Below are 21,972 nucleotides of genomic sequence, written 5' to 3'. Positions count from 1 at the left end.
GGCGCCTTAACGAAACCCGGCGAAATTCGCTGCAATTTGAGCGAATGCCGAGATTGGCACGGTTGTCCACCGATGCGGGGCAACAACTGCCGGGCGGTCGGCGATTTTGCGGCCCGGTGGAGCCAGATCGGTTGACTGGAGAGTGTCCTTGGGGCCGGGAGAGGGGCCGATGTTCAGCACGCCGGCATTCTTCGAAGACAGGGCAGATGCCGGCCGAAGGCTCGCCGCGGCCGTGGCCGGCGAGGTGCTGCCGGAGCCGTTGGTCATGGCGCTGCCACGCGGTGGCGTACCGGTTGCCTTCGAGATCGCGATCGCGCTCGGCGCGCCGCTCGAAGTGCTGATCGCGCGCAAGATCGGCGCACCCGGCCATCCGGAATTCGGCCTTGGCGCATTGGTCGACGGTCAGGAGGAAAGGCTGGTGCTTAACCGCGAGGCCGTGCGCCTGGTCAGGCCGCCGCGCGGCTACCTCGCCGCCGAAGCCGAGCGCCAGCGCGCCGAGATCGCCAGGCGGCGCCAGCTCTATCTCGGTGAGCGCCAGCCGCTATCGCCGCGACAGCGCAATGTCGTGCTCGTCGACGACGGCATCGCCACCGGCGGCACGATCCGGGCGGCGATCGAGGCACTGCGTCTGAGCGATGTCGGGCATCTGCTTCTGGCGGTGCCGGTCGCCCCGGCAAGCGCGATCGCAAGCCTGCGATCGAAGGTCGATGGCATCGTCTGCCTGTCCGCCCCTGCCTTCTTTCGCGCCGTCGGCCTGCATTACCGCGACTTCGAGCAGACGTCGGATGCCGAAGTGATCACCCTGCTCGAGAGGGCGAGGGTGGATCGCGGCGAAGCGTGAGCCGACCCATTTTGAGCCGGATGGGTGCTGCCGATGCCCGACGTCAATCGAAGCAACCGGGTTGCTGTCTTTGCTGCCGACCGTATTGAAAGCTTGGAGCCACCGCGCCACATTCCCCATGCTTGATGGAAGTGTGGGCACGGTCGCCTGAGGAGGCGGGCCGGATGCGGGGGACGATGGCAACTTCATTGGACATTGGAAAAACGCTTGCCGATTTCTGTCGGCCGGACCGGATGGCGCTGGTCGTCTACGACATGCAGGTGGGGATTACCAACCAGGTCGAAAATGGCCCGGTGATCCTAGCGGAAGTGCTCAAGGTGCTGGAGGCGGCGCGCGCCGGCGGTTATCCGGTCATCTTCCTTCGGCATCTGTCGATGCCGAAGCCGCTGATGGGGGCGTTCCAGATGCGTCAGGCCATGGCCTGGCAACGCACGGACGATCCCGATACGGTCAACCCCTGGTTCCTGCGCGGCGCGCCCGGCTTCGAGCTGGTGACGGAACTGGCGCCGCGCGAAGACGAGGCGATCCTCGACAAGATCACATTTTCCGCCTTCGAGGGCACGCCGCTTGCCATCATCCTGCGCGATCTCGGGCTTACCTCGTTTGCCATCTGCGGCATCGCGACGGAAATCGGCATCGACCCGACGGTGCGCCATGGCGCCGATCTCGGGCTGGTGCCGATCGTCATCCGCGACGCCTGCGGCGCCGGCCATCACGAGGCTGGCGAGCGCTCCATGGACAACATTGCCTTCATGGGCGACGCTATCCTGACCGGCGTGGACGAGATCGTTAGCGCAATGGTCGGAGGCAAGGCAACCACCGCCAAAGCCGGCTGACAATCGCCAGCCCTGTCGGTGTGGCGTTTGCCAGCGGGCTCGAGGCGGTATCGGGATCCGCCGTCAGCGCGCCTCGCTCATGCGCCATGTCTCGGTATCGCCAAAGCCCCTTGATGTCGATGACCTCGCCGGCTTCGAATGCGAACTTGCCGTCGAGCACGGCCTTGACGTCGCGGGTCGTGAGGATGCAACCGGGATCGCCGAGCGCCTCGAGCCGCGCCGCCATGTTCACCGGCGCGCCCCAGATGTCATAGGCATAGCGGGTGCGGCCGAGGACACCGGCGGTGACGGATCCCGAGGCCATGCCCATGCGCAGACGCAGCACGACCCCGTGCATCCTGCCGACATGTTCAGCGATGTGGAGCGCGTGGAACCCAAAGTCGGCGGCGGCTTCCTCACCATTGGGATGAGGGCTCGGCACGCCGGCCGAGGCCAGATAGGCGTCGCCTATGGTCTTGATTTTCCCGACGCCGAACCGGGCGGATGCGGCGTCGAGCCGGGTGAAGACGTCGTCCAGCAGCGCGACCGTCCGCTCCGGACCGAGTTCGTTGGAGAGCCGGACGAATTCGACGATATCGATGAGCAGCACCGTCGCGGCAATGGCCAGGAGCCCATTGCAAAGAACGAGGCCCTTCAGGCTCTGCTGCCCATGGAGAGCGAAGATGACGGCAAAGGCGCTGGACGAGATGGCGATGACGGCCGCCGCCAGGTTGGCGACGGCTATGCCCTGGCGATCCGCTTCGCCTGCCTCGGTCAGGCCCGGCTCAGCCAGCTACCGTGTCGCGCTTGCCCAGGACATGTCGCCGCTTGCCTTTGGTCGTTGACAGGCATTTCGCATGAATATCAGTCGTGACTAACATTCTCAATTTGCGGGGGAAAAGCCAGTATCAACGATGCGTCCCGCGTGCATTTCGCAGATGGTGGCAGACAAAGCCACATTCGCTGCCAGAGAGCAGGAGCCAGCATGACCGACGCACTTCGCATCCGCCCGATCGCCACGTCTGACTATGATCAATGGCTGCCTCTGTGGGATGGCTACAACGCCTTTTATGGCCGCTCCGGACCAACGGCGCTCGACCCCGCCATTACCGCGATGACCTGGTCGCGCTTCTTCGATGGCTACGAGCCGGTGCATGCGCTGGTGGCCGAAAGTGAAGGGCGGCTCGTCGGGCTCACGCACTACCTCTTCCACCGCAGCACGACGATGATCCAGCCGAACTGCTACCTGCAGGACCTTTTCACCAACGCCGAAGCGCGCGGCAAGGGTGTCGGGCGGGCGCTGATCGAGGGCGTCTATGAGGCGGCACGGGCCGTTGGCGCGCCGCGCGTCTACTGGATGACGCACGAGACCAACGAGACGGCGATGACGCTCTACGACAAGGTGGCGGAGAAGTCGGGCTTTCTTGTCTACCGCAAGGTGGTCTAGGCTCTGATCGGGAGAAGGCCGGGCAAAGGCGGGGGAGTTGGGATGAGCACCACCGATGACGTAGAGGTTTCGACGATCGGCTTCACGAAATCGTCGGCCGAGGACTTTTTCGATCGTCTGCAGAAGGCCGGCGTGCGGACCGTTGTCGACGTGCGGCTGCACAATACCTCGCAGCTCGCCGGCTTTGCCAAGGCCACGGATCTCGCCTTCTTCCTGAAGCGCATCGGCGGCATCGACTATGTGCACCAGCCGCTTTTCGCGCCGACCGAGGCGATCATGAAGGCCTACAAGACCGAGAAGGGCGACTGGAAGACATTTTCCAGGGATTTCCTCAACCTGATGGCGGAGCGCCAGATCGAGAAGCAGGTCAAGCCGGAGGCGCTACGGGGCGCCTGCCTGCTCTGTGCCGAGGACAAGCCACACCGCTGCCACCGCACGCTGGTGTGCGAATACCTCAACGACCGCTGGGGCGGTCGGCTTGCGGTTCAGCATCTCTAGGCGGCTCTCGGCGTCCCAACGCCTGTCCGCTCACACCTTCTCGACGAACCCATCCAGCACGCGCTTCTGGCCCGCCTTGTCGAAGTCGATGGTCAGCTTGTTGCCTTCGATCGCCGAGATATTGCCGTTGCCGAACTTCATGTGGAAGACGCGGTCGCCGACGGTGAAGCGCGAGGGCTCGGTGCTGGTGGATTTCGCCACCAGTTCGCCGTCGATGGTGCGGCTGCGCGGGCCGCTTTCGCCATAGCCGATGCGCTCGACCGCGTGGCCGGAGCGCGAGCCCCAGTTGTCGCGGGTGGCGTCGGAGCGGTTCTGCTGGGCGCGCTTCCAGCCGGGAGTGGAGTAGTTGTTCTGGAACGGGTCGGCCTTGTCGAAGCGCGACTGGCCGTAGCCGCCGCGACCGTACCCGCCATAGGACTGTTCGGTCTCGGCGACTTCGACATGGCTGACCGGCAGCTCGTCGAGGAAGCGCGAGGGCAGGGTGGATTGCCACAGGCCATGGATGCGGCGGTTCGAGACGAACCAGATGTGGCAGCGGTGCTTTGCCCGGGTGATGCCGACATAGGCAAGGCGCCGTTCTTCCTCGAGGCCGGAGCGGCCGCCTTCGTCCAGCGCGCGCTGGTGCGGAAACAGGCCTTCCTCCCAGCCGGGCAGGAACACGGTGTCGAACTCGAGCCCCTTGGCCGAGTGCAGCGTCATGATCGAGACGGCATCGAGGTTTTCGTTCTGCTCGGCGTCCATCACCAAGGAGACGTGTTCGAGGAAGCCGCGCAGGCTCTCGAAGGCTTCCATCGAGCGGATGAGTTCTTTCAGGTTTTCCAGCCGGCCCGGCGCTTCGGCCGACTTGTCGTTCTGCCACATCGCGGTGTAGCCGCTCTCGTCGAGGATCTGCTCGGCAAGTTCGGTATGCACGGTGGTTTCGAGCAGGCCCTGCCAGCGGCGGAAATCGGCGACGACGTCGAATAGGCCCTTGCGGGCCTTGGGCTTCAGCTCGTCGGTCTCGATGATATCGCTGGCAGCTGCAAGCATCGGGATGTCGCGGGCGCGTGCATAGTCGTGCAGCGTGCGGATGGTGGTGTCGCCGAGGCCGCGTTTCGGCGTATTGACGATGCGCTCGAAGGCGAGATCGTCGGCCGGCTGGCAGACGAGCCGGAAATAGGCCATGGCGTCGCGGATCTCAAGCCGCTCGTAGAAGCGCGGGCCGCCGATGACGCGGTAGTTGAGGCCGAGCGTGACGAAGCGGTCTTCGAATTCGCGCATCTGGAACGAGGCGCGCACCAAGATCGCCATGTCATTGAGCTTGTGGCTCTTGCGCTGCAGCTGCTCGATTTCCTCGCCGACGGCGCGGGCTTCCTCTTCGGAATCCCAGGCGGCATGCACCTGCACCTTCTCGTCGTCCGGGTCGCTGCGGTCGGTAAACAGCGTCTTGCCGAGCCGCCCCTCATTGTGGGCGATCAGATGGCCGGCCGCGCCGAGAATATGCTCGGTCGAGCGGTAGTTGCGCTCGAGCTTGATCACCTTGGCGCCCGGGAAATCCTTCTCGAAGCGCAGGATGTTGTCCACTTCCGCGCCGCGCCAGCCGTAGATCGACTGGTCGTCGTCGCCAACACAGCAGACGTTCTGCGGCACGCCCTTGGGGCGCTGCGCCAGAAGACGCAGCCACATATACTGCGCCGTGTTGGTGTCCTGATACTCGTCGACGAGGATGTAGCGGAACTTGTCGTGATATTCCTTCAGCACATCCGGATTGCTGCGGAACATGCGGATGGGGTGCAAGAGCAGATCGCCGAAGTCGCAGGCGTTCAGCGTGCGCAGGCGGTTCTGGTAGGCGGCATAGAGCTCGCGGCCCTTGCCGTTGGCAAAGGCGCGCGCGTCGCCCTCGGGGATCTGCGAGGGGTCGAGCCCCTTGTTCTTCCAGCCGTCGATCATGCCGGCGAACAGCTTGGCCGGCCAGCGCTTGTCGTCGAGGCCCTCGGCCTGGATGATCTGCTTGATCAGCCGGATGACGTCGTCGGTGTCGAGAATGGTGAAGTCGGAGCGCAGGCCGACGAGTTCGGCATGGCGGCGCAGCAGCTTGACGCCGATCGAGTGGAAGGTGCCGAGCCAGGGCATGCCCTCGACCGCATGGCCGACGAGCACGCCGACGCGTTCCTTCATCTCGCGGGCGGCCTTGTTGGTGAAGGTCACCGACAGGATCTGCGAGGGGAAGGCGCGGCCGGTCGTCAGGATATGGGCGATGCGGGTGGTGAGCACCCGGGTCTTGCCGGTACCGGCGCCGGCGAGCACCAGCACCGGGCCATCGAGCGCTTCCACCGCTTCGGCCTGCTCCGCGTTGAGGCCGGAGAGATAATCCGGGCGCTGCTGCCGGTCGCGGGCTGCCATGGCGCGTGCGGCAATGCCGCCCGTTGCCGGAGGCTGCGGTTTGCGCGGGGCCGGCTCGTCGTCGAAGAAGGGAATATCGTCGAAACCACTCATCATGCGGCTCAATGTAGTGATTCGGAGGCGAAAGGCCAGAAAGGATGTTCTTCTTTTATTCCGTTTTCTGCGCCACCAGCACCAAGCCTGTGGAAAGACAGGCGATTTCGAAGCCGCTTATTCTTGTGCCCGCCGCTGTCAGACCGTCCTGTCGAAGGTTGGGTCCACCGGCACCTGCAGGGCGGTCGCCAGCTGGTTGGTCCTGGCGGCAAGCGAGATGACGCGCAAGAGATCGGCATGCTCGGCATTGGTCATGCCCTTGGCTCTTGCGGCCGCTGTGTGGGAATGGGCGCAGTAGCCGCAGCCATTGGTGACGGAAACGGCGATATAGAGCATTTCCTTGACGAGAGGATCGAGCGCCGAGGGCGTCGCCATGACGGCCTTGACGTCGCGCCAGGTCTGCTCCAGCAGATCGGGATCGAAGGCGAGCCACAGCCACATGTTGTTGATGAAGTCGGCTTTGCGCGTGGTGCGGATGTCGTCGAACACGGCCTTGACGCGCGGGTCGGATTCCGGATCGGCGGGCGGGGTGATGGTGCTCATGATGTCTCCTGCTCAAGGATCGCCGGCGGCCGGGCGCCGCCGGTTCAGTCGGAAAAGGGATCAGACGAGCGCGAAGACGCGGGCGGGACCACCGGTGCCGCCACGATGCTTCGGCGCGCCGAGTACCAGGGTGGCGCCCTTGGCGGGCACCTTGTCGAGGTTTGCTGCCGCCTCCAGGCCCCAACGCCCTTCCGGCAGCCAGGCATAGTGGGTGGCGAAATCGGGCGAGGGGCCATGATCGAGCGACAGCGTGTCGACGGCAATGCCCGCCGCCTTCGTCTCCTCCAGCAGATACTTGACCGCTTCGACGTGGAAGCCCGGGAAATGCAGCTTGCCGTCGGCATCGGCATTGCGGAACTTGTCGGTGCCCAGATGCGCGTCCCAGCCCGAGAGCATGGCGACGCAGGCGTTTTCCGGAATGTCGCCGTTTGCGGCGACCCAGGCCTTGATGTCGTCAGGGGTAAGCTGCGCGTCGGCATCGGCCGACGCCTTCTGGCGGATGTCGATGACGGCGAGCGGCACGATCAACTTGTCGACTGGAAGCTCGGCCACCGACAGGCCATCGGCGGAAAAGTGCAGCGGCGCATCGACATGGGTGCCGGTGTGCTCGTTGACCCTCAGCTCGAACATGTTGAACTTGTCCTTGGCGTAGTTGAACTTTTCCTCGCGAAAGAACTGCTGCTGGCCGAAGAAGGTCGGAAACTCCTCGTAGAGCTCATGGGTGAGGTCGGTGACAGCCGTGTGGCCCTGGGCCAGCGCCGCAGGCGCAATGCCCGCACTTGCGGCCGCGATCCCCGCCGTTCCGACGGCGGCCGCCTTGAAGAAGCTGCGGCGGGACAACATTTTCTGCTTTACGGATTCCAGGACGCACGCATCGCACATGATCTTTCCCCCTCTTCAGAACCGGCTGAAACCTGGTGGCAATGGCTGCCGGCGGTTGCAGGATACCGCAGTGGCGGCCGCTGTAAACGGTGATTGTCTAGTGTTTTTCTAGGGAATGAAGGCGATATCCTGCCGCCCGGCGCGATGATGGCCGTGATGACATCATACTGCCAACAAATTCGCTTTTATTACAATTGCGTAATGATGGCATTCCGGCGTTGCCCCCAAAGGTGCGAACAACGATACTCTGGGCAAATCGGAACGGTCCGCCGGCACGTGCCGCGCAGGAGCGCGTTTTCTTTATTTGGAGACATGAATGCGGGTTTGGAAACAGCTGGCGGTCAGCGCCGTTGTGCTTATGGTGGGTGCCGGCGTCTGGGTGCGGTTCGTGCCCGGGGCAGGTGAAACGCTGGCGGCAATCGGTGTCTCGCATCCGCTCATCGACGCCATTTCCAAGCAGAACGGTGGTGCGGGCGGCCAGGGTGGCGAAGGCAATGGCGGGCGCAGGCAGGGCGGCAACGACGCCATTCTCGTCATGGTGCGGCCCTCGGCCACATCAGTCGTCAACGACCGACTGAACGCTATCGGCAATGGCGAAGCGATCCATTCCGTCAGTGTGACGCCGACGGCGACCGGCAACCTCAGCGAAATTCTCGTGCGTTCCGGCGACAAGGTGGCGCAAGGCCAGGTGATCGCCAAGCTCGACAGCGACGACCAGAAGATCGCGGCCGACCAGGCGCGGCTGACCCGCGACAGCGCCCGCGAGAAGGTGGAGCGCTACCGCAATCTGAGCACCGCGCGCGCCGTCACCGCCGTCGACGTGCGCGACGCCGAAATTGCCATGCAGACCGCGGAACTGGCGCTGAAGACCGCCGAACTCGATCTGAAGCGCCGCGATATCGTCGCGCCGTCGAAGGGCGTCGTCGGCATCATCACCGTCAATGTCGGCGACTACGTCACCACGACGACGCCGATCGCGGTCGTCGACGACCGCTCGGAGATCCTCGTCGATTTCTGGGTGCCGGAACGCTTCGCCAACAAGATCGTCGTCAACCAGCCGGTGACGGCGCATGCGATCGCCCAGCCGGGCAGCCAGCTCGACGGCGTCATCCACGCCATCGACAACCGCCTCGACCAGGCAAGCCGCACGCTGCGAGTGCGGGCGCGGCTTGAAAACCCTGAAGACACATTGCGGGCGGGCATGTCCTTCTCCGTCACCATGGCGTTTGATGGCGACACCTATCCGACCGTCGATCCGCTGGCCATCCAGTGGAGCTCGGAAGGGTCCTATGTCTGGCGCGTCAGCGGCGACAAGAGCGAGCGGGTGCCGGTCAAGATCATCCAGCGCAACCCGGACAAGGTTCTGGTCGACGCGGCCTTGAACACAGGCGACGAGGTTGTCACCGAAGGCGTGCAGCGGCTGCGTGACGGCGGCGACGTGCGCATCGCCGGGCGCGAGCGCCGCGATGCCACGCAGAAGGTCGCGGAGGACGTGAAGTGAGCGGCGGCAAGGAACCAGGCATCCAGACCGCCCGCGAGGCCGGCAAGACCGGCTTCACAGCCCTTTTCATCCGCCGGCCGATCTTCGCGCTGGTGGTCAACACGCTGATCGTCGTCGCCGGCCTTGCCGCCTGGAACGGCATCGAGATCCGTGAGCTGCCGCAGGTCGACCAGCCGGTCATCTCTGTGACGACGACGCTCGATGGCGCAGCCCCCGAAACCATGGACCGCGAGGTGACCTCGGTGGTCGAGGGTGCTGTCTCGCGCGTTCAGGGCATCAAGGACATTTCCTCGACCTCCAATTTCGGCCGCAGCCGGGTGACGCTGCAGTTTTCGGACACCACGGATATCGGTCAGGCGGCCAACGACATTCGCGACGCGCTCGGCCGCGTGCGCAACCAGCTGCCCGAGGATGTCGACGAGCCGAGCATCGTCAAGGCCGATGCCGACAGCCAGCCGATCATGCGCCTCGCGCTCACCTCCGACACCATGTCGATGGAAGACATGACGCTGCTCGTCGAAAACGAGATCAGCGACCGTCTTGCCGCCGTCGAGGGTGTCGCGGACGTTGCCGTCTATGGCGACCAGGAAAAGATCTTCCGCATCGACCTCGACCAGGCAAAGCTCGCCGGGCGAGGGGTGACGGTGGCCAACCTCAGGACCGCGCTTGCCAACGCCTCCTACGATGTGCCGGCGGGCTCGCTGACAAGCGCCAGCCAGGACATCTCGGTGCGCGCCACCGCCGACCTGCAGACGCCTGAACAGTTCGAAAACCTGATCCTCGTCAACAATGTGCGTCTGCGCGACATCGGCACGGTGACGCTCGGGCCCGATACCGGCACGACGGCGCTACGCTCCAACGGCCGCCAGGGCATCGGCCTCGGCGTCATCCGCCAGGCGCAGTCCAACACGGTCGATATCTCCGAAGGCGTGCGCAAGGTCGTCGAGACGATCCAGACGCAGATCCTGCCCGAGGGCACCGAGCTCAAGATCACCAGCGACGACGCGGTGTTCATCAACGGCGCCATTCACGAGGTGGAGATCGCGCTGGTCGTGGCAATCTTCATCGTCACGCTCGTCATCTACATGTTCCTGCTCGACTGGCGAGCGACGCTGATCCCGACCATTACCATGCCGATCGCGCTGATTGGAACGGTGGCGGCGATCTACATGGCCGGGTTCTCGATCAACATCCTGACGCTGCTGGCCATCGTTCTGGCGACCGGGCTTGTGGTCGACGACGCGATCGTGGTTCTCGAAAACATCGTGCGGCGACGGGCCGAGGGGCTGGGCCCGAGGGCTGCGGCCGTGCACGGCACGCTCGAAGTGTTCTTCGCGGTGCTGGCGACGACGGCGACGCTTGCCGCCGTGTTCATTCCGCTGTCGTTCCTGCCGGGGCAGACCGGCGGTCTCTTCCGCGAGTTCGGCTTCGTGCTCGCCTTCTCCATCCTCCTGTCGTCCTTCGTGTCGCTGACGCTCTGCCCGATGCTGGCCTCGCGCATGCTGACGCAGGAGAACCATTCGAAACCCGGGCCGATGCGCCGGTTCGGCGCGCGTGCGTCCGAATTCTACCGCGTGACGCTGCGCGGCTGCCTCAACGCGCCGCTGATCGTCTTCGTGGTCGCCGCCTTCTTCACCGCCATGGGCGGCATCGGCTTCATGACGCTGAAATCGGAGCTGACGCCGAGCGAAGACCGCTCGCAGGTGATGATGCGCATCAACGCGCCGCAGGGCGTGTCGCTCGAATATGCGCAATCGCAGATGCGCCGCATCGAGGACGGGCTGCAGCCGCTGGTCAAATCCGGCGAGATCGACAACATCTTCTCGATTTCCGGCCAGGGCGGCTCGTCCAACAGCGGCTTCATGGTGCTGACGCTTGCCCCCTGGGACAAGCGTGAGCGCAGCCAGCAGCAGATCGTCTCCGAGATCAACAAGGTCACGGCGCGCATCCCCTCGGTGCGGGTGTTTGCGATGCAGCCCAACAGCCTCGGCATTCGCGGCGCCGGCAGCGGCCTGCAGGTGGCGCTGGTCGGCAATGACTACACCAAGCTCGGCGATGCCGCCGCCAAGCTCGTGCGCCAGATGGAAGACACCGGGCGCTTCGAGAACGTGCGGCTGAACTACGAGGCAAACCAGGCCCAGCTTGCGATCACCATCGACCGGGAGCGCGCCTCCGACATGGGCGTCGATATCGGCGGGCTCGCCTGGGCGCTGCAGGCCATGCTCGACGGCAACAGCGTCGTCGACGTCTTCGTCGACGGTGAGTCCTACCCGGTCAAGCTGCTGTCCTCGACCAATCCGGTCAACGACCCGACCGACCTGCAGAACATCTATCTGAAGGCCGGCGACGGCAAGATCGTGCCGATGTCGACGATCGCCAGCGTCGAGGAAACGGCCGTGGCGCCGCAGCTGTCGCGCGAATCGCAGCTTCGTGCCGTGTCGCTGTCGGCCGGGCTGAAATCCGACCTGGCGCTCGGCGAAGCCTTGACCATGGTCGAGCAGATGGCCGAGCCGCTGTTGCCGCCGGGTTCGCGCATCATGCCGCTCGCCGAAGCCGCGAGCCTCAACGAGAACGCCAACGGCCTCATCGTCACCTTCGGCTTTGCCCTCGTCATCATCTTCCTGGTGCTGGCAGCACAGTTCGAAAGCTTCGTCAGCGGCCTGATCATCATGGCGACGGTGCCGCTCGGGCTTGCCTGTGCTGTCTTTGCGATGATCCTCACCGGCAATACGCTCAACATCTACAGCCAGATCGGTCTGGTGATGCTGGTCGGCATCATGGCGAAGAACGGCATCCTGATCGTCGAATTCGCCAACCAGCTGCGCGACCGCGGCCAGGATGTGCGCACCGCGATCGAGAACGCCGCCAACATACGCCTACGCCCGGTGATGATGACGATGATCGCCACCATCGTCGGCGCGGTGCCGCTGGTGATGGCGAGCGGTGCCGGCGCGGAAGCCCGCATCGCGCTCGGCTGGGTGCTGGTCGGCGGTCTTGGCCTTGCCGTGGTCGTCACCCTCTACCTGACGCCGGTCGCCTATCTCGTCATCGCCGGGCTCACCAAGCCGCATGCGGACGAGGAGCGCAAGCTGCACGAGGAAATGGAAGCGGCGGCCGCGCTCGAAGTGAAGTAACGGCCGGAACGGGCCCTGGCACCCCGGGTGCCTTTCGAAGCGCACTGTTCATTGCAAGTTGTCATGGGCCCGGATTTTACCTCCGGGCCCATTTTGCTGCGTGTTACTGCCCGCCGCCCATCGACGTCATGGAGTCTTGCAGCCGCTCCTGGATCTGGTCGATCGAGAAGCTCGCCGGGCGTTGCGCCGGCGGATATTCCTTGAACGTCTCGAAGAACTTCGCCACGCTCGCCTGTGCCGGAACCACCAGGTAGGCATGGGTGAACAGCCAGTCCCAATAGGTATTCGAGGTGATGTCGGCCTTTTCGTAGGGGTCGGCTCTCAGATCGAACATCTTGGGGACACGCAGCTTGGTGAAGGGCTCGGCCCAGATGGCCATCGTGCCGATCGCGCGTTGTTCCTCGAAGACCAGCTTCCAGTTCTCATAGCGCATCGCGACGAGATCGCCGTCGTCATTGAAGTAGTAGAACTCCTTACGGGCACTGTCGGGCGACCTGCCGGTGAGGTAGTCGAGCTGGTTGTAGCCGTCGAGGTGGTTCTTGTACTGCTTGCCGTCGATGGTTGCTCCCTTGAGCAGGCGATCCTTGATGTCGGTGTCGCCGGTGGCGGCAAGCAAGGTCGGGAACCAGTCGAGGCCCGAGACGATGCCGTTCAACTGGCTTCCCGGCTTGATCTGCCCCGGCCAGCGGATCATGGCCGGCACGCGGAAGGCGCCTTCCCAGTTGGTGGTCTTCTCGTTGCGGAACGGCGAGTTGCCCGCGTCGGGCCAGGTATTTTCGTGCGGGCCGTTGTCCGTGGTGTAGACGACGATCGTGTTGTCGGCGATGCCCATGTCGTCAAGCGACTTCAGGACCTCGCCGATGATGGCGTCATGCTCGATCATCCCGTCGGCATATTCGGTACGGGCCGTCAGGCCCGGCTTGTCGCGATGCTCGTCGCGCACATGGGTGCGTGCGTGCATGCGCGTGGTGTTGAACCAGGTGAAGAACGGCTTGCCCGCTGCGTGCTGGCGCTTCATGAAGTCGATCGCGGCGGCCGAGGTCTCGTCATCGATGGTTTCCATGCGCTTGCGCGTCAGGGCGCCCGTGTCGTCTATCTTGCCGTCCGAGGAGGATTTGATGACGCCGCGCGGACCGAACTGTTTGCGGAAGCTCGGATCCTGCGGATAGTTGCGGTCTTCCGGCTCTTCCTCGGCATTCAGATGATAGAGGTTGCCGAAGAACTCCTGGAAACCATGCTGGGTCGGAAGGAACTCGTCCCGGTCGCCGAGGTGGTTCTTGCCGAACTGGCCGGTTGCGTAGCCCTTGTCCTTGAGCGCGGAGGCGATCGTCACATCGCTTGCCTGCAAACCGATGGGCGCGCCGGGAAGGCCGACCTTGGAAAGGCCGGTGCGCAGCGTCGACTGACCGGTGATGAAGGTGGAGCGACCGGCCGTGCAACTCTGTTCGGCGTAGTAGTCGGTGAAGATCGCGCCTTCGTGCGCGATGCGATCGATGTTGGGTGTGCGATAGCCCATCACGCCCATGGTGTAGGCCGAGACGTTGCTCTGGCCGATATCATCGCCGAAAATGACGAGGACGTTGGGCTTGTCCGTTGCCGGGGCGGGCTGTTGTGCATAGGCCGAACTGCTTAAAAGGAGCAGTCCAAGAGCCGCGAGCTTGCCGGGAATTCTCATTATTCGAGCCTCCGAAGGTTCACGAAATGCCGAGCTGAGTTCAGGCGGACGATCGGCAGGATGTCGATGGGTCGCGGAACGCGCGGAGTGTCGCCCTGCGGGCGGCCGGGCGTAAGTACGTAACAGTTAATATCCGGGCGAAGCGCGCTTGACGGGCACGGCGCGGGGGCCGTCAGATGCTTGCGGCTCGACGTGTCGGCTAGAAAGCTTGCCTGGCGGTTGGGAAGCGTCATCGCAGCGGCTGGCCGCGCGGATGCGTCGCGACGGTCTCAAGCGGCCTGCTGTGACACTCCGGTCTCACCGTTGGCGTTTTCCTGCCCTACCTTGCCCCAAGAAGTCCGCGAACGTCTGGACAAAGTGATTCCGATTTGCACAGTAGCGCCTTGAAATGAAAGCGCTTCCCCGCGTTGTGATCGGCACGGCGCGGGTGGCGTGAAGAAGAGGGCGTTTTCCGTGGCATTGAAGGCGATCAAGGCTGGCTCGAGAAACGAAACTGGCATCGACACCGCAAGGGCGCAGCTTGCCGTCCGATTCGGCGAGCGCTTCCAGACGGGCGAGGCGATCCGCGCCCAGCATGCCCACACCACCACCTATATTCCGGCGCAGCTGCCTGACGGCGTGGTTTTCCCGGAAAGCGCCGATGAGGTGCGCGAGATCGTGGCGATCGCGGCCGCAAGCGCCGTGCCGCTCATTCCCTTCGGCACAGGCTCCTCTCTCGAGGGCCACGTCAACGCCCCGCATGGCGGCTTCTCCATCGACATGATGCGGATGAACCGGGTGCTCGAGGTGAATGCGGAGGATCTCGATTGCCGGGTCGAGCCGGGCATTACCCGCGAGGAACTCAACGTCTACCTGCGCGACACCGGCCTGTTCTTCCCGATCGATCCCGGCGCCAATGCCTCGATCGGCGGGATGGCCTCGACGCGGGCGTCGGGCACCAATGCGGTGCGCTACGGCACGATGAAGGACAATGTGCTGGCACTGACGGTGGTGACGGCGGACGGCCGTGAAATCCGCACCGCGCACCGGGCGCGCAAGTCGTCGGCCGGCTACGACCTCACGCGCCTGTTCGTCGGCGCCGAGGGCACGCTTGGCATCATCACTTCGATCACGCTCAGGCTGCAGGGCATCCCGGAGGTCATTTCCGGCGGCGTCTGCCCGTTCCCGACCATCGCCGACGCCTGCAACGCGGTCATCCTGACCATTCAATCCGGCATACCTGTTGCCCGGATCGAGCTTTTGGACGCGCTGCAGATGAAGGCGTGCAACGCCTATTCCGGCCTTTCCTATGAGGAGACGCCGACGCTGTTCGTCGAATTTCACGGCAACAGCGAGAGCGTCGAGATGCAGTCGCGGCATTTCGCCGAGATCGCGGCGGACTTCGGTTCCAGCGGTTTCCAGTGGACCACCAACCCGGAGGAGCGGGCGCGACTGTGGAAGGCGCGGCACAACGCCTATTGGGCCCAGAAGAGCCTGATCCCGGGTGCCGCCATTCTTTCGACGGATGTCTGCGTGCCGATTTCGCGGCTGGCCGATTGCGTCGCGGCAACCCATGAGGATATTGCAGCACACGGCCTGACGGCGCCGATCGTCGGCCATGCCGGTGACGGCAACTTTCATGTCGGGCTGCTGTTCAACGACCAGGACGCGGTCGACGTCGCGCGTGCGGAAGCCTTCGTCGAGCGGCTGAACGCGCGGGCGCTGTCGATGGACGGAACCTGCACCGGCGAACACGGCATCGGCCAGGGCAAGATGCCCTTCCTCGAAGCCGAACTCGGCGACGCGCTGGATCTGATGCGGCAGATCAAGCGTTCTCTTGATCCGCAGGGTCTCTTCAACCCCGGAAAGATCTTCGCCTGACTGGATAGGCGAGGGGGCAGGCGGGCCGTGTCCGACTACTCCTTTCGCAGCAAAGGCGGGCGCGCCCGAGCAAATGTGATGGACGGAAACGTCCCTTTGGCGTTCATATGGACGCAGACGGCGCCGACGGCGTCTTTGAACTGATGGGAATGTAGGCACAGTGCTTTCGCGAATTCTGGTTGCCATCGGCGGTCTTGTGGTCGTTGCGCTTTTTGCGGCGCTGATCGCCCCGTGGTTCATCGACTGGACGGGATTCCGCAAGGAATTCGAGCGCGAGGCGAGCCGCATCATGGGCAAGCCCGTCGTCGTGCATGGCAGTGTCGATGCGCGCCTGATCCCGTTCCCGACGGTCACGCTGAATGATGTGCGCGTCGGCGGAAACGACACCCGCGAGCCGCTGATCCAGGTCGCTCAATTCTCCATGAGCGCGGAACTGGCGCCGTTCCTCTCCGGCGAGGCACTGATCTTCGACATGCGCCTCGACAGGCCGAAGGCCAAGGTGAGGCTGCTGTCCGACGGCACGCTCGACTGGGCGCGCGGTACGCGCACGGCCATTCCCGCCAAGACGGTGGTGCTCGAAAACGTCGAGATCACCCAGGGCGAGATCGAATTCATCGACGAGCAGACCGGCCGCACCCGACGCGTCACCGACCTTGCGGCAGATCTTTCCGCCCGGTCGCTGGCCGGTCCCTGGAAGGTGGAGGGGCGCGCGGCGCTCGACGGCGAGGCCGGCAGTTTTGCCTTTTCCAGCAATGAGGTCGACGAGGTGGGTGCGCTCAGCCTCAAGGCGAAGGTGACGCCGGACAAGCGTCCCTTCGGCGTCGAGCTCGACGGCGCCTTGAAGATCGTCGACTTCAAGCCGCTCTATGGCGGCCGTTTCACGCTGACGGAAAACCGCCCGCAGGGTGAGGCAAAGGACGTCGACGGCCATGCGCCGCTGCGCATCAACGGCGATTTCCAGCTGACAAACGAAAGCATCCGCGTGCCGGAGTACCGCTTCGAGATCGGCCCTTCCGATGACCCTTACGTGGTCACCGGCGAGGCGACGCTCGACACCGGCAAGGAGCAGAAGTTCCTGCTGATCGCCGACGGCCAACAGATCGACGTCAGCCGCATCGGCAATTCCGGGACCAACGGCAAGACCGGGCGCGATCCGGCGATCTCCATGCGCCAGCGGCTGGAGGCGATGCTGGCGATTGCCGCCGACATCCCCATTCCGCAGGTGCCGGGGCGCGCCAGCCTGAAACTGCCAGCGATCGTCATCGGCGACACGACCGTGCGCGACGTGCGCATCGACGTGCAGCCGGATGGCGCCGGCTGGGTGATCGACAATGTCGTGGCGCTTCTGCCCGGGCGCACACAGCTCGAAGCCAAGGGCCGGCTCAACCTCAAGGGCCAGCGCTCCTTCCGTGGCGACCTGCTTTTGGCCTCCAACCAGCCTTCGGGGCTGGCAACCTGGCTTGCGGGTTCGGTCGACCCGGCGATCCGCAAGCTGAAGACCGCGGGCTTTTCGGCCACCGTCAACCTGACCGACACGCTGCAGCAGTTTGAGAACCTCGAAGTTGCGGCCGGCGATGCCAGCCTCAAGGGACGGCTCGAGCGCCAGTCCTTCGCCGAACAGCAGCCGAACCTTTCCCTGCAGCTGAACGGCAACCGCATCGATCTCGAAGCGCTGCAGGCGCTGGCTGGCCTCGTTGCCGGCGACGCCTCGACTTCGACGCTGATGCAACATGCGATTGCCGCCGACCTGTCGGCCGACCAGTTCTCCGCCTTCGGCGAGGATGCGCGCGACGTCCAGGCGGTGGTGACGCTGAAGAACGGCCAGTTGCAGGCCGAGCGCGTGGCGATCGGTTCGCTCGCCGGCGCCCAGCTCGCCTTTTCCGGCCGGGCCAGCGGCGACCTCGAAAAGCCCGTTATCTCGGCCAAGATGAAGCTCGCGGCCAAGGACCTGACGCCGTTCCTCGACATGATCGGCCGGCACGCCGTCGACCATCCCGCCCTTCGCCGCCTGACTGCGGCCGGGCCCTATTATGCCGATGCCGCCTTCGACGTGACGCTCACGGCCGGCAACAAGGAAGGCAACGCGCCCGCGACCTTCGGTATTTTCGGCACCGCCAACGGCACCAAGATTGCCGCCAGCTATCAGGCGCCCGACATGGCCCAGGCGCTTTCCGGCAAGGGCATGCTGCTCGAGGCGACACTCGAAAATCCGCAGACGCTGCTTCTGCTCGGTCAGGCCGGCTTCAATCCGCTTCCGTTCGATGCCGATGCCAACGGCATTCTCTCGGTCAAGCTGCAGAGCACCGACGGCTCCAACGCCAACGGCACGGTGACCTTCACCACCGAGAAGACCTCGCTTGCCGCCAAGGGCAGCTTCGACCTGTCTCGCGATCATTTCCTCGAAGGTCAGGCCAAGGTGACGCTGCAGAGCGAGGATCTCGAACCCTACCTGTTGCAACAGGGCATCGCCCTGCCGCAGACCGGCAGCGGCCTTCCGCTCTCCGTTTCCGCTGATGTCGCGACGACGCCGGAGACGATCGCCTTGACGACGGTCGAGGGCAAGGCCGACAACAACGGTTTTGCCGGCGCCTTGACGATCGACCGCAAGGTGCCGGGCAAGGCGGACGGCCAGATCAATCTTGCGACGCTGGATCTCGCCTGGCTTGCCGAAGGCATCCTCGGGCCGGTTCAGAACATGTCGAGCGGCGCCTTCTCGAAAACACCGGTGGCGCAGCCTGCCTGGACCGGCCTCAATGTTGCCCTCGACGTGCAGGCCGCCAATTTCTGGCCGGGCCTATATGGCGCGATCGGCAATTTCGCCGGCAAGATGGTCTGGAAGGGCGACGAGATCGCCTTCACCGACGCCACCGGCGACTGGCTGGGTGGCAAGCTCGAGGGCCGGGTGCAGCTCGGCAATGCCAACGGTTCCGGCTTCCTGCGCTCGCGGCTCGACGTCAAGGGCGGCGATCTGGCTCAGGCGGGCTGGACCCATGCGGGCGTGCCCGTCGCCACCGGCACGTTCGATCTTTCGGTGGCGCTCGAGGCATCGGGTGCGAATGCCGAAGCCATGGCGCATTCGGCCAGCGGCTCGGGCACCGCCACCTTCAACGGCGTGACGCTCAATGGCGTCAACAGCGCGGCCCTGCCGCAGCTGATGGCAACGGCCGATGGGCTGAAGACCGAAATCTCTGCCGATGCGATCCGCCAGGCGACGGAGGCGGCGGTGTTTTCCGGCCAGTCGGTCGTCGGCGTCGTCAAGATGCCATTCAGCATCGCCGGCGGCGTGCTCAGAGCCCAGAACGTGACGGCAACCGACGGCAACGCGGCCTTTACCGGCGAAGCGTCGCTCGATCTGGCGGCCGAACGGCTCGAGGCCAATATCGACATGACCTTCCGGCCCGGCGAAGAGGCGCTGGCAGGGGCGGAGCCTCGGGTGCGGCTTGGCTATGCCGGTCTGCTGGCGTCCCCGGGCGTGAGCCTCGACGTCGCCGATCTCTCGAATTTCCTGTCGCTGCGCGCGTTCGAGCGCGAGCGTCGGCGCGTCGAGACGCTTCAGGCCAACGTGCTCGAGAAGCAACGGCTGCGTCGCGAGGTCCAGCTCTACAAGGCCAATGCGCAGCAGCGCGAGGTCGAGCGCCTGCGGGCGATCGCCGACGAGCGTCGGCGTGCGGCGGCCGCTGTCGAGGCGGAACGGGTGAAGGCCGAACTCGCCGCCCGCGCGGAGGCGGAACGCAAGGCCGCAGAAGCGGCAGCGGAACTCGAACGTCAACGCCAGCAGCAGCTGCAACTGGGTGCGCCCTCGCAGGCACTGCCGCGAGCCGGCGGCGCCGATGGCCAGCAGAAGCCCAATGGCGATGGATTGAACTTCGACGTCCTGCCCGACGTGACGGTTCAATAGCACCGCGCTGACGGACCTTCGGTCAAAGTGGGTGAGGGCAGGTCTTCGCCGCGCCGGTGGTGCAGCTGGTCCGGGCAAGGGCGCCCCGCGTCAGTCCGTGATCATCCCTGGACTTTGAACGATGCGCGAGGTTTGCGGGGCCCTTGCGGCCCCTGACCTGCTGAACTGCCGGACGACCTGTCAGAAGCGGACCGAAACGCCGATGATGGGGCCGTGCTGGACGACATCGTATTTGAAGCCGTCATTGCTGTAGTCGACGCCCAGCGCGCGATAACCGGCGACCGCCGATATCGTGTCGGTGAACTTGTAGCCGAGACCGAGTGCGGCATCCCAATCGAGATCCGCTCCGCCGCCGCCGATCAGTCCCCATCCGGTCAGATAGAATTCGGGCGTGAAGTAATAGGCGCCGCGAAGGCCGGCGACCGCGTCGACCCAGGTGGCGCTGTCGTCGCGGCTGACGCCACCGAGCGAGCCGCCGGAAAAGGAGAGCGTCGTGTCGACCGACCAGACTTTCAGGCCGCCGACGACATCCAGATGGGAGTTCTGATCCTCGTAGATCGCATAGCCGGCGCCGAGCGTTGCGGAAAAGCTCTGGGTGTCGAGGCTGACGCTATCGGCAAGGACGCCGTCCGGCGTGCTGCCGCTGGCGGAAAGCTTGATGTAGATCGTATCGCCGAAGATGCTGTAGGGACCGTTGCGGGCCTCGCCCGTCACCATCAGGGCGAAATCGAGATTGTTCCAGATGTCGCCGAAGCTGGAATCGATATGCACATTGGGCAGCCCGAGCTGGCTGGTGTCGCCCGTCAGGCCGGCCATCCAGAAATAGGGCGCGACGGAGAACTGCCAGCCGCTCTGCGTCTGCTGAGGCTCGGCGGTCGGGGCCAGAAGCGGTGTGATGTCGGCGGCGTTTGCGATGACAGTCGATGACAGGGCGAGGCAGGTCGCCAGGCCGATCCGTGCACAGTGACGCATGGGTGTTCTCCCTCCCACAACTTGCAGGCGTCGCGGCAAGGGCCGCTGACACGATGAGGATTGTTTTAAATTAGCGTTGCCTTAACAAGGGGAAATGTCCCGGCGGGCCTGTCGGGCCGTATCGATTTGGCCAATCTGTGGCGGCAAGCACACAGGAGAAGACGCTTGTGCAGGCCTGCGCTCCAGCGCCGGCGCCGCGGCTGGGGGCGGGGCCGGGATCGATCGGTGCGCGCCGTTCTGTGCGTCGAAACGCAAAGCACCTAAAATCCTAATGGATTGGTTGAGCGGCGATTAGCATCCTGCCTTCACAGTGGTGATGGCAACGGGGGGTGGCATGACGTCGCTTTATAAGGGCCTTGATCGCCGCGCGGTCATCTGGATCGTGAACTGGACATTTTCGGGCACCGTCGGTTGCACCGCCGTTGCCGTTCTCATCACCTATCACTTCATCGCCCCTTTCGGGCCTGAGGTGATGGCGACATCGATGCGTCTTGCCCTCTACATCCCGCTGCTTCTCGCCATCCCGCTTTTCGCCTTCATCGGCATCAAGCTGCAGCAGCTTGCGCGTGCCAACGATCTCCTGACGCTTGCGAGCCGCTATGACGGCCTGACGGGCTGTCTCAGTCGCGCGGCATTCACGTCCGACGTGACGGCCTTCGCCGCCGAACAGGATCTCAAGCCTTTTCCGGCCACCTCGGCGCTGATGGTGCTGGATGCCGACCACTTCAAGCGCATCAACGATCAGCATGGGCATCTGGCCGGTGACGAGGCGCTGGTCGCGATCGCAACCGAGATGCGCGCGGCGGTGGGGGAAAGCGGCCTGATCGGCCGTCTGGGTGGCGAGGAATTCGGGGTGTTCGTCCATGAAGCCCATCCAGAAACGATCGGCGCGATGGCCGAACGCATTCGTCTGGCGGTGGCCGAGCGCGGGCAGGCGATTGCTTCGAGCGCCGATCCGGTGACGGTCAGCATCGGTGTGGCGCTGTTTACCTACCCGGTCCAGTACGAGGACATCTTCAAGGTTGCCGACGACCAGCTCTATCTCGCCAAGAACACGGGGCGCAACCGGGTGTGTCTGGTGGAGTATTCACGGCTGCCGGGCGGGATCAGGGCGATGGCCGCACAGCTGCGCGACGGACTTGCCGGCGCCCTTACGGACGCCTTCACCGACCACGGTGACGCACCGTCACGCGTCGCCGGGCGTTGATCGCTCGGCTTTCGACTTGATCCAGTCGAGGACATAGACCCGCAGCGCAGACGAGAGATTGCTGTCTCCGCCGCGGGCATCGTCGATCTCGACGATCAGCTGGGCGATCGGCATGGCCCGGGCAGCCGCGATCGTCTTCAGTTCCAGCCAGAACGGATCCTCCAGCGAGAAGCTGGTGCGGTGTCCGTGCAGGGTGGCGGAGTGTTTTCGGATCATCGCCGGAG

The 21,972-nt window shown here is 64.7% G+C and carries 17 protein-coding genes; 10 read left to right on the top strand and 7 right to left on the bottom strand.

Annotated features, from left to right (window positions below):
- Positions 1 to 169 precede the first annotated feature (169 nt).
- Positions 170 to 841, top strand: a complete 672-nt coding sequence (locus tag RTP54_RS12010; RefSeq protein ID WP_112833156.1) for a phosphoribosyltransferase — start codon at positions 170 to 172, stop codon at positions 839 to 841.
- A 176-nt stretch (positions 842 to 1,017) separates the two neighbouring features.
- Positions 1,018 to 1,677 carry a cysteine hydrolase gene (locus tag RTP54_RS12005; protein WP_312362839.1) on the top strand — a complete coding sequence of 220 codons (660 nt, stop codon included), beginning with the start codon at positions 1,018 to 1,020 and terminating at the stop codon, positions 1,675 to 1,677.
- Here RTP54_RS12005 and RTP54_RS12000 read toward each other — a convergent pair.
- Entirely contained in the window at positions 1,631 to 2,266 is a 636-nt protein-coding gene (locus tag RTP54_RS12000; RefSeq protein ID WP_312362837.1) for an adenylate/guanylate cyclase domain-containing protein, read from the bottom strand. The genes RTP54_RS12005 and RTP54_RS12000 overlap by 47 nt on opposite strands.
- A gap of 73 nt (positions 2,267 to 2,339) precedes the next feature.
- Here RTP54_RS12000 and RTP54_RS11995 point away from each other — a divergent pair, with 73 nt between their 5' ends.
- From RTP54_RS11995 to RTP54_RS11985, 3 genes are all read left to right on the top strand, one after another.
- Positions 2,340 to 2,501 carry a hypothetical protein gene (locus RTP54_RS11995; protein WP_312362836.1) on the top strand — a complete coding sequence of 54 codons (162 nt, stop codon included), beginning with the start codon at positions 2,340 to 2,342 and terminating at the stop codon, positions 2,499 to 2,501.
- A 140-nt stretch (positions 2,502 to 2,641) separates the two neighbouring features.
- On the top strand, positions 2,642 to 3,103 hold the full coding sequence (locus RTP54_RS11990) for a GNAT family N-acetyltransferase (RefSeq protein ID WP_312362833.1): 462 nt from the start codon (positions 2,642 to 2,644) through the stop codon (positions 3,101 to 3,103).
- A 42-nt stretch (positions 3,104 to 3,145) separates the two neighbouring features.
- Positions 3,146 to 3,601 (top strand): DUF488 domain-containing protein, encoded by a 456-nt coding sequence (locus RTP54_RS11985; RefSeq protein WP_312362831.1) that lies wholly within the window; start codon positions 3,146 to 3,148, stop codon positions 3,599 to 3,601.
- 30 nt (positions 3,602 to 3,631) lie between these two features.
- Here RTP54_RS11985 and RTP54_RS11980 read toward each other — a convergent pair whose 3' ends face one another.
- The 3 genes from RTP54_RS11980 to RTP54_RS11970 all read right to left on the bottom strand — a co-directional run bounded on the left by RTP54_RS11980 (position 3,632) and on the right by RTP54_RS11970 (position 7,501).
- Positions 3,632 to 6,079, bottom strand: a complete 2,448-nt coding sequence (locus RTP54_RS11980; RefSeq protein ID WP_112833152.1) for an ATP-dependent helicase — start codon at positions 6,077 to 6,079, stop codon at positions 3,632 to 3,634.
- 135 nt (positions 6,080 to 6,214) lie between these two features.
- Complete coding sequence (locus RTP54_RS11975) at positions 6,215 to 6,619, bottom strand: carboxymuconolactone decarboxylase family protein (RefSeq protein WP_112810237.1); 405 nt, start codon at positions 6,617 to 6,619, stop codon at positions 6,215 to 6,217.
- A 60-nt stretch (positions 6,620 to 6,679) separates the two neighbouring features.
- A complete protein-coding gene (locus RTP54_RS11970) occupies positions 6,680 to 7,501 on the bottom strand; it encodes a cyclase family protein (RefSeq protein WP_312362826.1) in 822 nt (273 codons plus the stop codon).
- A 316-nt stretch (positions 7,502 to 7,817) separates the two neighbouring features.
- On the opposite strand from RTP54_RS11970, the gene RTP54_RS11965 reads away from it, so the two are divergent.
- Together RTP54_RS11965 and RTP54_RS11960 are read left to right on the top strand one after the other, a co-directional pair.
- Positions 7,818 to 9,002 (top strand): efflux RND transporter periplasmic adaptor subunit, encoded by a 1,185-nt coding sequence (locus RTP54_RS11965; RefSeq protein ID WP_312362824.1) that lies wholly within the window; start codon positions 7,818 to 7,820, stop codon positions 9,000 to 9,002.
- Positions 8,999 to 12,136 carry an efflux RND transporter permease subunit gene (locus RTP54_RS11960; RefSeq protein ID WP_312362823.1) on the top strand — a complete coding sequence of 1,046 codons (3,138 nt, stop codon included), beginning with the start codon at positions 8,999 to 9,001 and terminating at the stop codon, positions 12,134 to 12,136. The genes RTP54_RS11965 and RTP54_RS11960 overlap by 4 nt, the downstream gene beginning before the upstream one ends.
- A gap of 103 nt (positions 12,137 to 12,239) precedes the next feature.
- On the opposite strand, the gene RTP54_RS11955 is transcribed toward RTP54_RS11960, so the two are convergent.
- On the bottom strand, positions 12,240 to 13,811 hold the full coding sequence (locus tag RTP54_RS11955; RefSeq protein WP_312362821.1) for an arylsulfatase: 1,572 nt from the start codon (positions 13,809 to 13,811) through the stop codon (positions 12,240 to 12,242).
- Positions 13,812 to 14,264: 453 nt separating this feature from the next.
- Between RTP54_RS11955 and RTP54_RS11950 the strand changes: the two genes are divergently transcribed.
- Together RTP54_RS11950 and RTP54_RS11945 are read left to right on the top strand one after the other, a co-directional pair.
- Positions 14,265 to 15,671, top strand: a complete 1,407-nt coding sequence (locus tag RTP54_RS11950; RefSeq protein WP_112810418.1) for an FAD-binding oxidoreductase — start codon at positions 14,265 to 14,267, stop codon at positions 15,669 to 15,671.
- A 160-nt stretch (positions 15,672 to 15,831) separates the two neighbouring features.
- The gene (locus RTP54_RS11945; RefSeq protein WP_312362819.1) at positions 15,832 to 19,569 is read left to right on the top strand and encodes an AsmA-like C-terminal region-containing protein; all 3,738 of its coding nucleotides are present in this window, start codon (positions 15,832 to 15,834) and stop codon (positions 19,567 to 19,569) included.
- 180 nt (positions 19,570 to 19,749) lie between these two features.
- Here RTP54_RS11945 and RTP54_RS11940 read toward each other — a convergent pair whose 3' ends face one another.
- Positions 19,750 to 20,541 carry a hypothetical protein gene (locus RTP54_RS11940; protein WP_112816159.1) on the bottom strand — a complete coding sequence of 264 codons (792 nt, stop codon included), beginning with the start codon at positions 20,539 to 20,541 and terminating at the stop codon, positions 19,750 to 19,752.
- A gap of 334 nt (positions 20,542 to 20,875) precedes the next feature.
- On the opposite strand from RTP54_RS11940, the gene RTP54_RS11935 reads away from it, so the two are divergent.
- Positions 20,876 to 21,748, top strand: a complete 873-nt coding sequence (locus RTP54_RS11935; protein ID WP_312362816.1) for a GGDEF domain-containing protein — start codon at positions 20,876 to 20,878, stop codon at positions 21,746 to 21,748.
- Here RTP54_RS11935 and RTP54_RS11930 read toward each other — a convergent pair.
- Positions 21,728 to 21,964 (bottom strand): ribbon-helix-helix domain-containing protein, encoded by a 237-nt coding sequence (locus tag RTP54_RS11930; protein WP_112810229.1) that lies wholly within the window; start codon positions 21,962 to 21,964, stop codon positions 21,728 to 21,730. The genes RTP54_RS11935 and RTP54_RS11930 overlap by 21 nt on opposite strands.
- Positions 21,965 to 21,972 lie beyond the last annotated feature (8 nt).

It is taken from the genome of Ensifer sp. (genome assembly GCF_031989085.1).
Lineage (GTDB): Bacteria > Pseudomonadota > Alphaproteobacteria > Rhizobiales > Rhizobiaceae > Ensifer.
The sequence above is the reverse complement of the archived record's forward strand: the minus strand, read 5'-3'. Positions and strand labels throughout refer to the sequence as shown.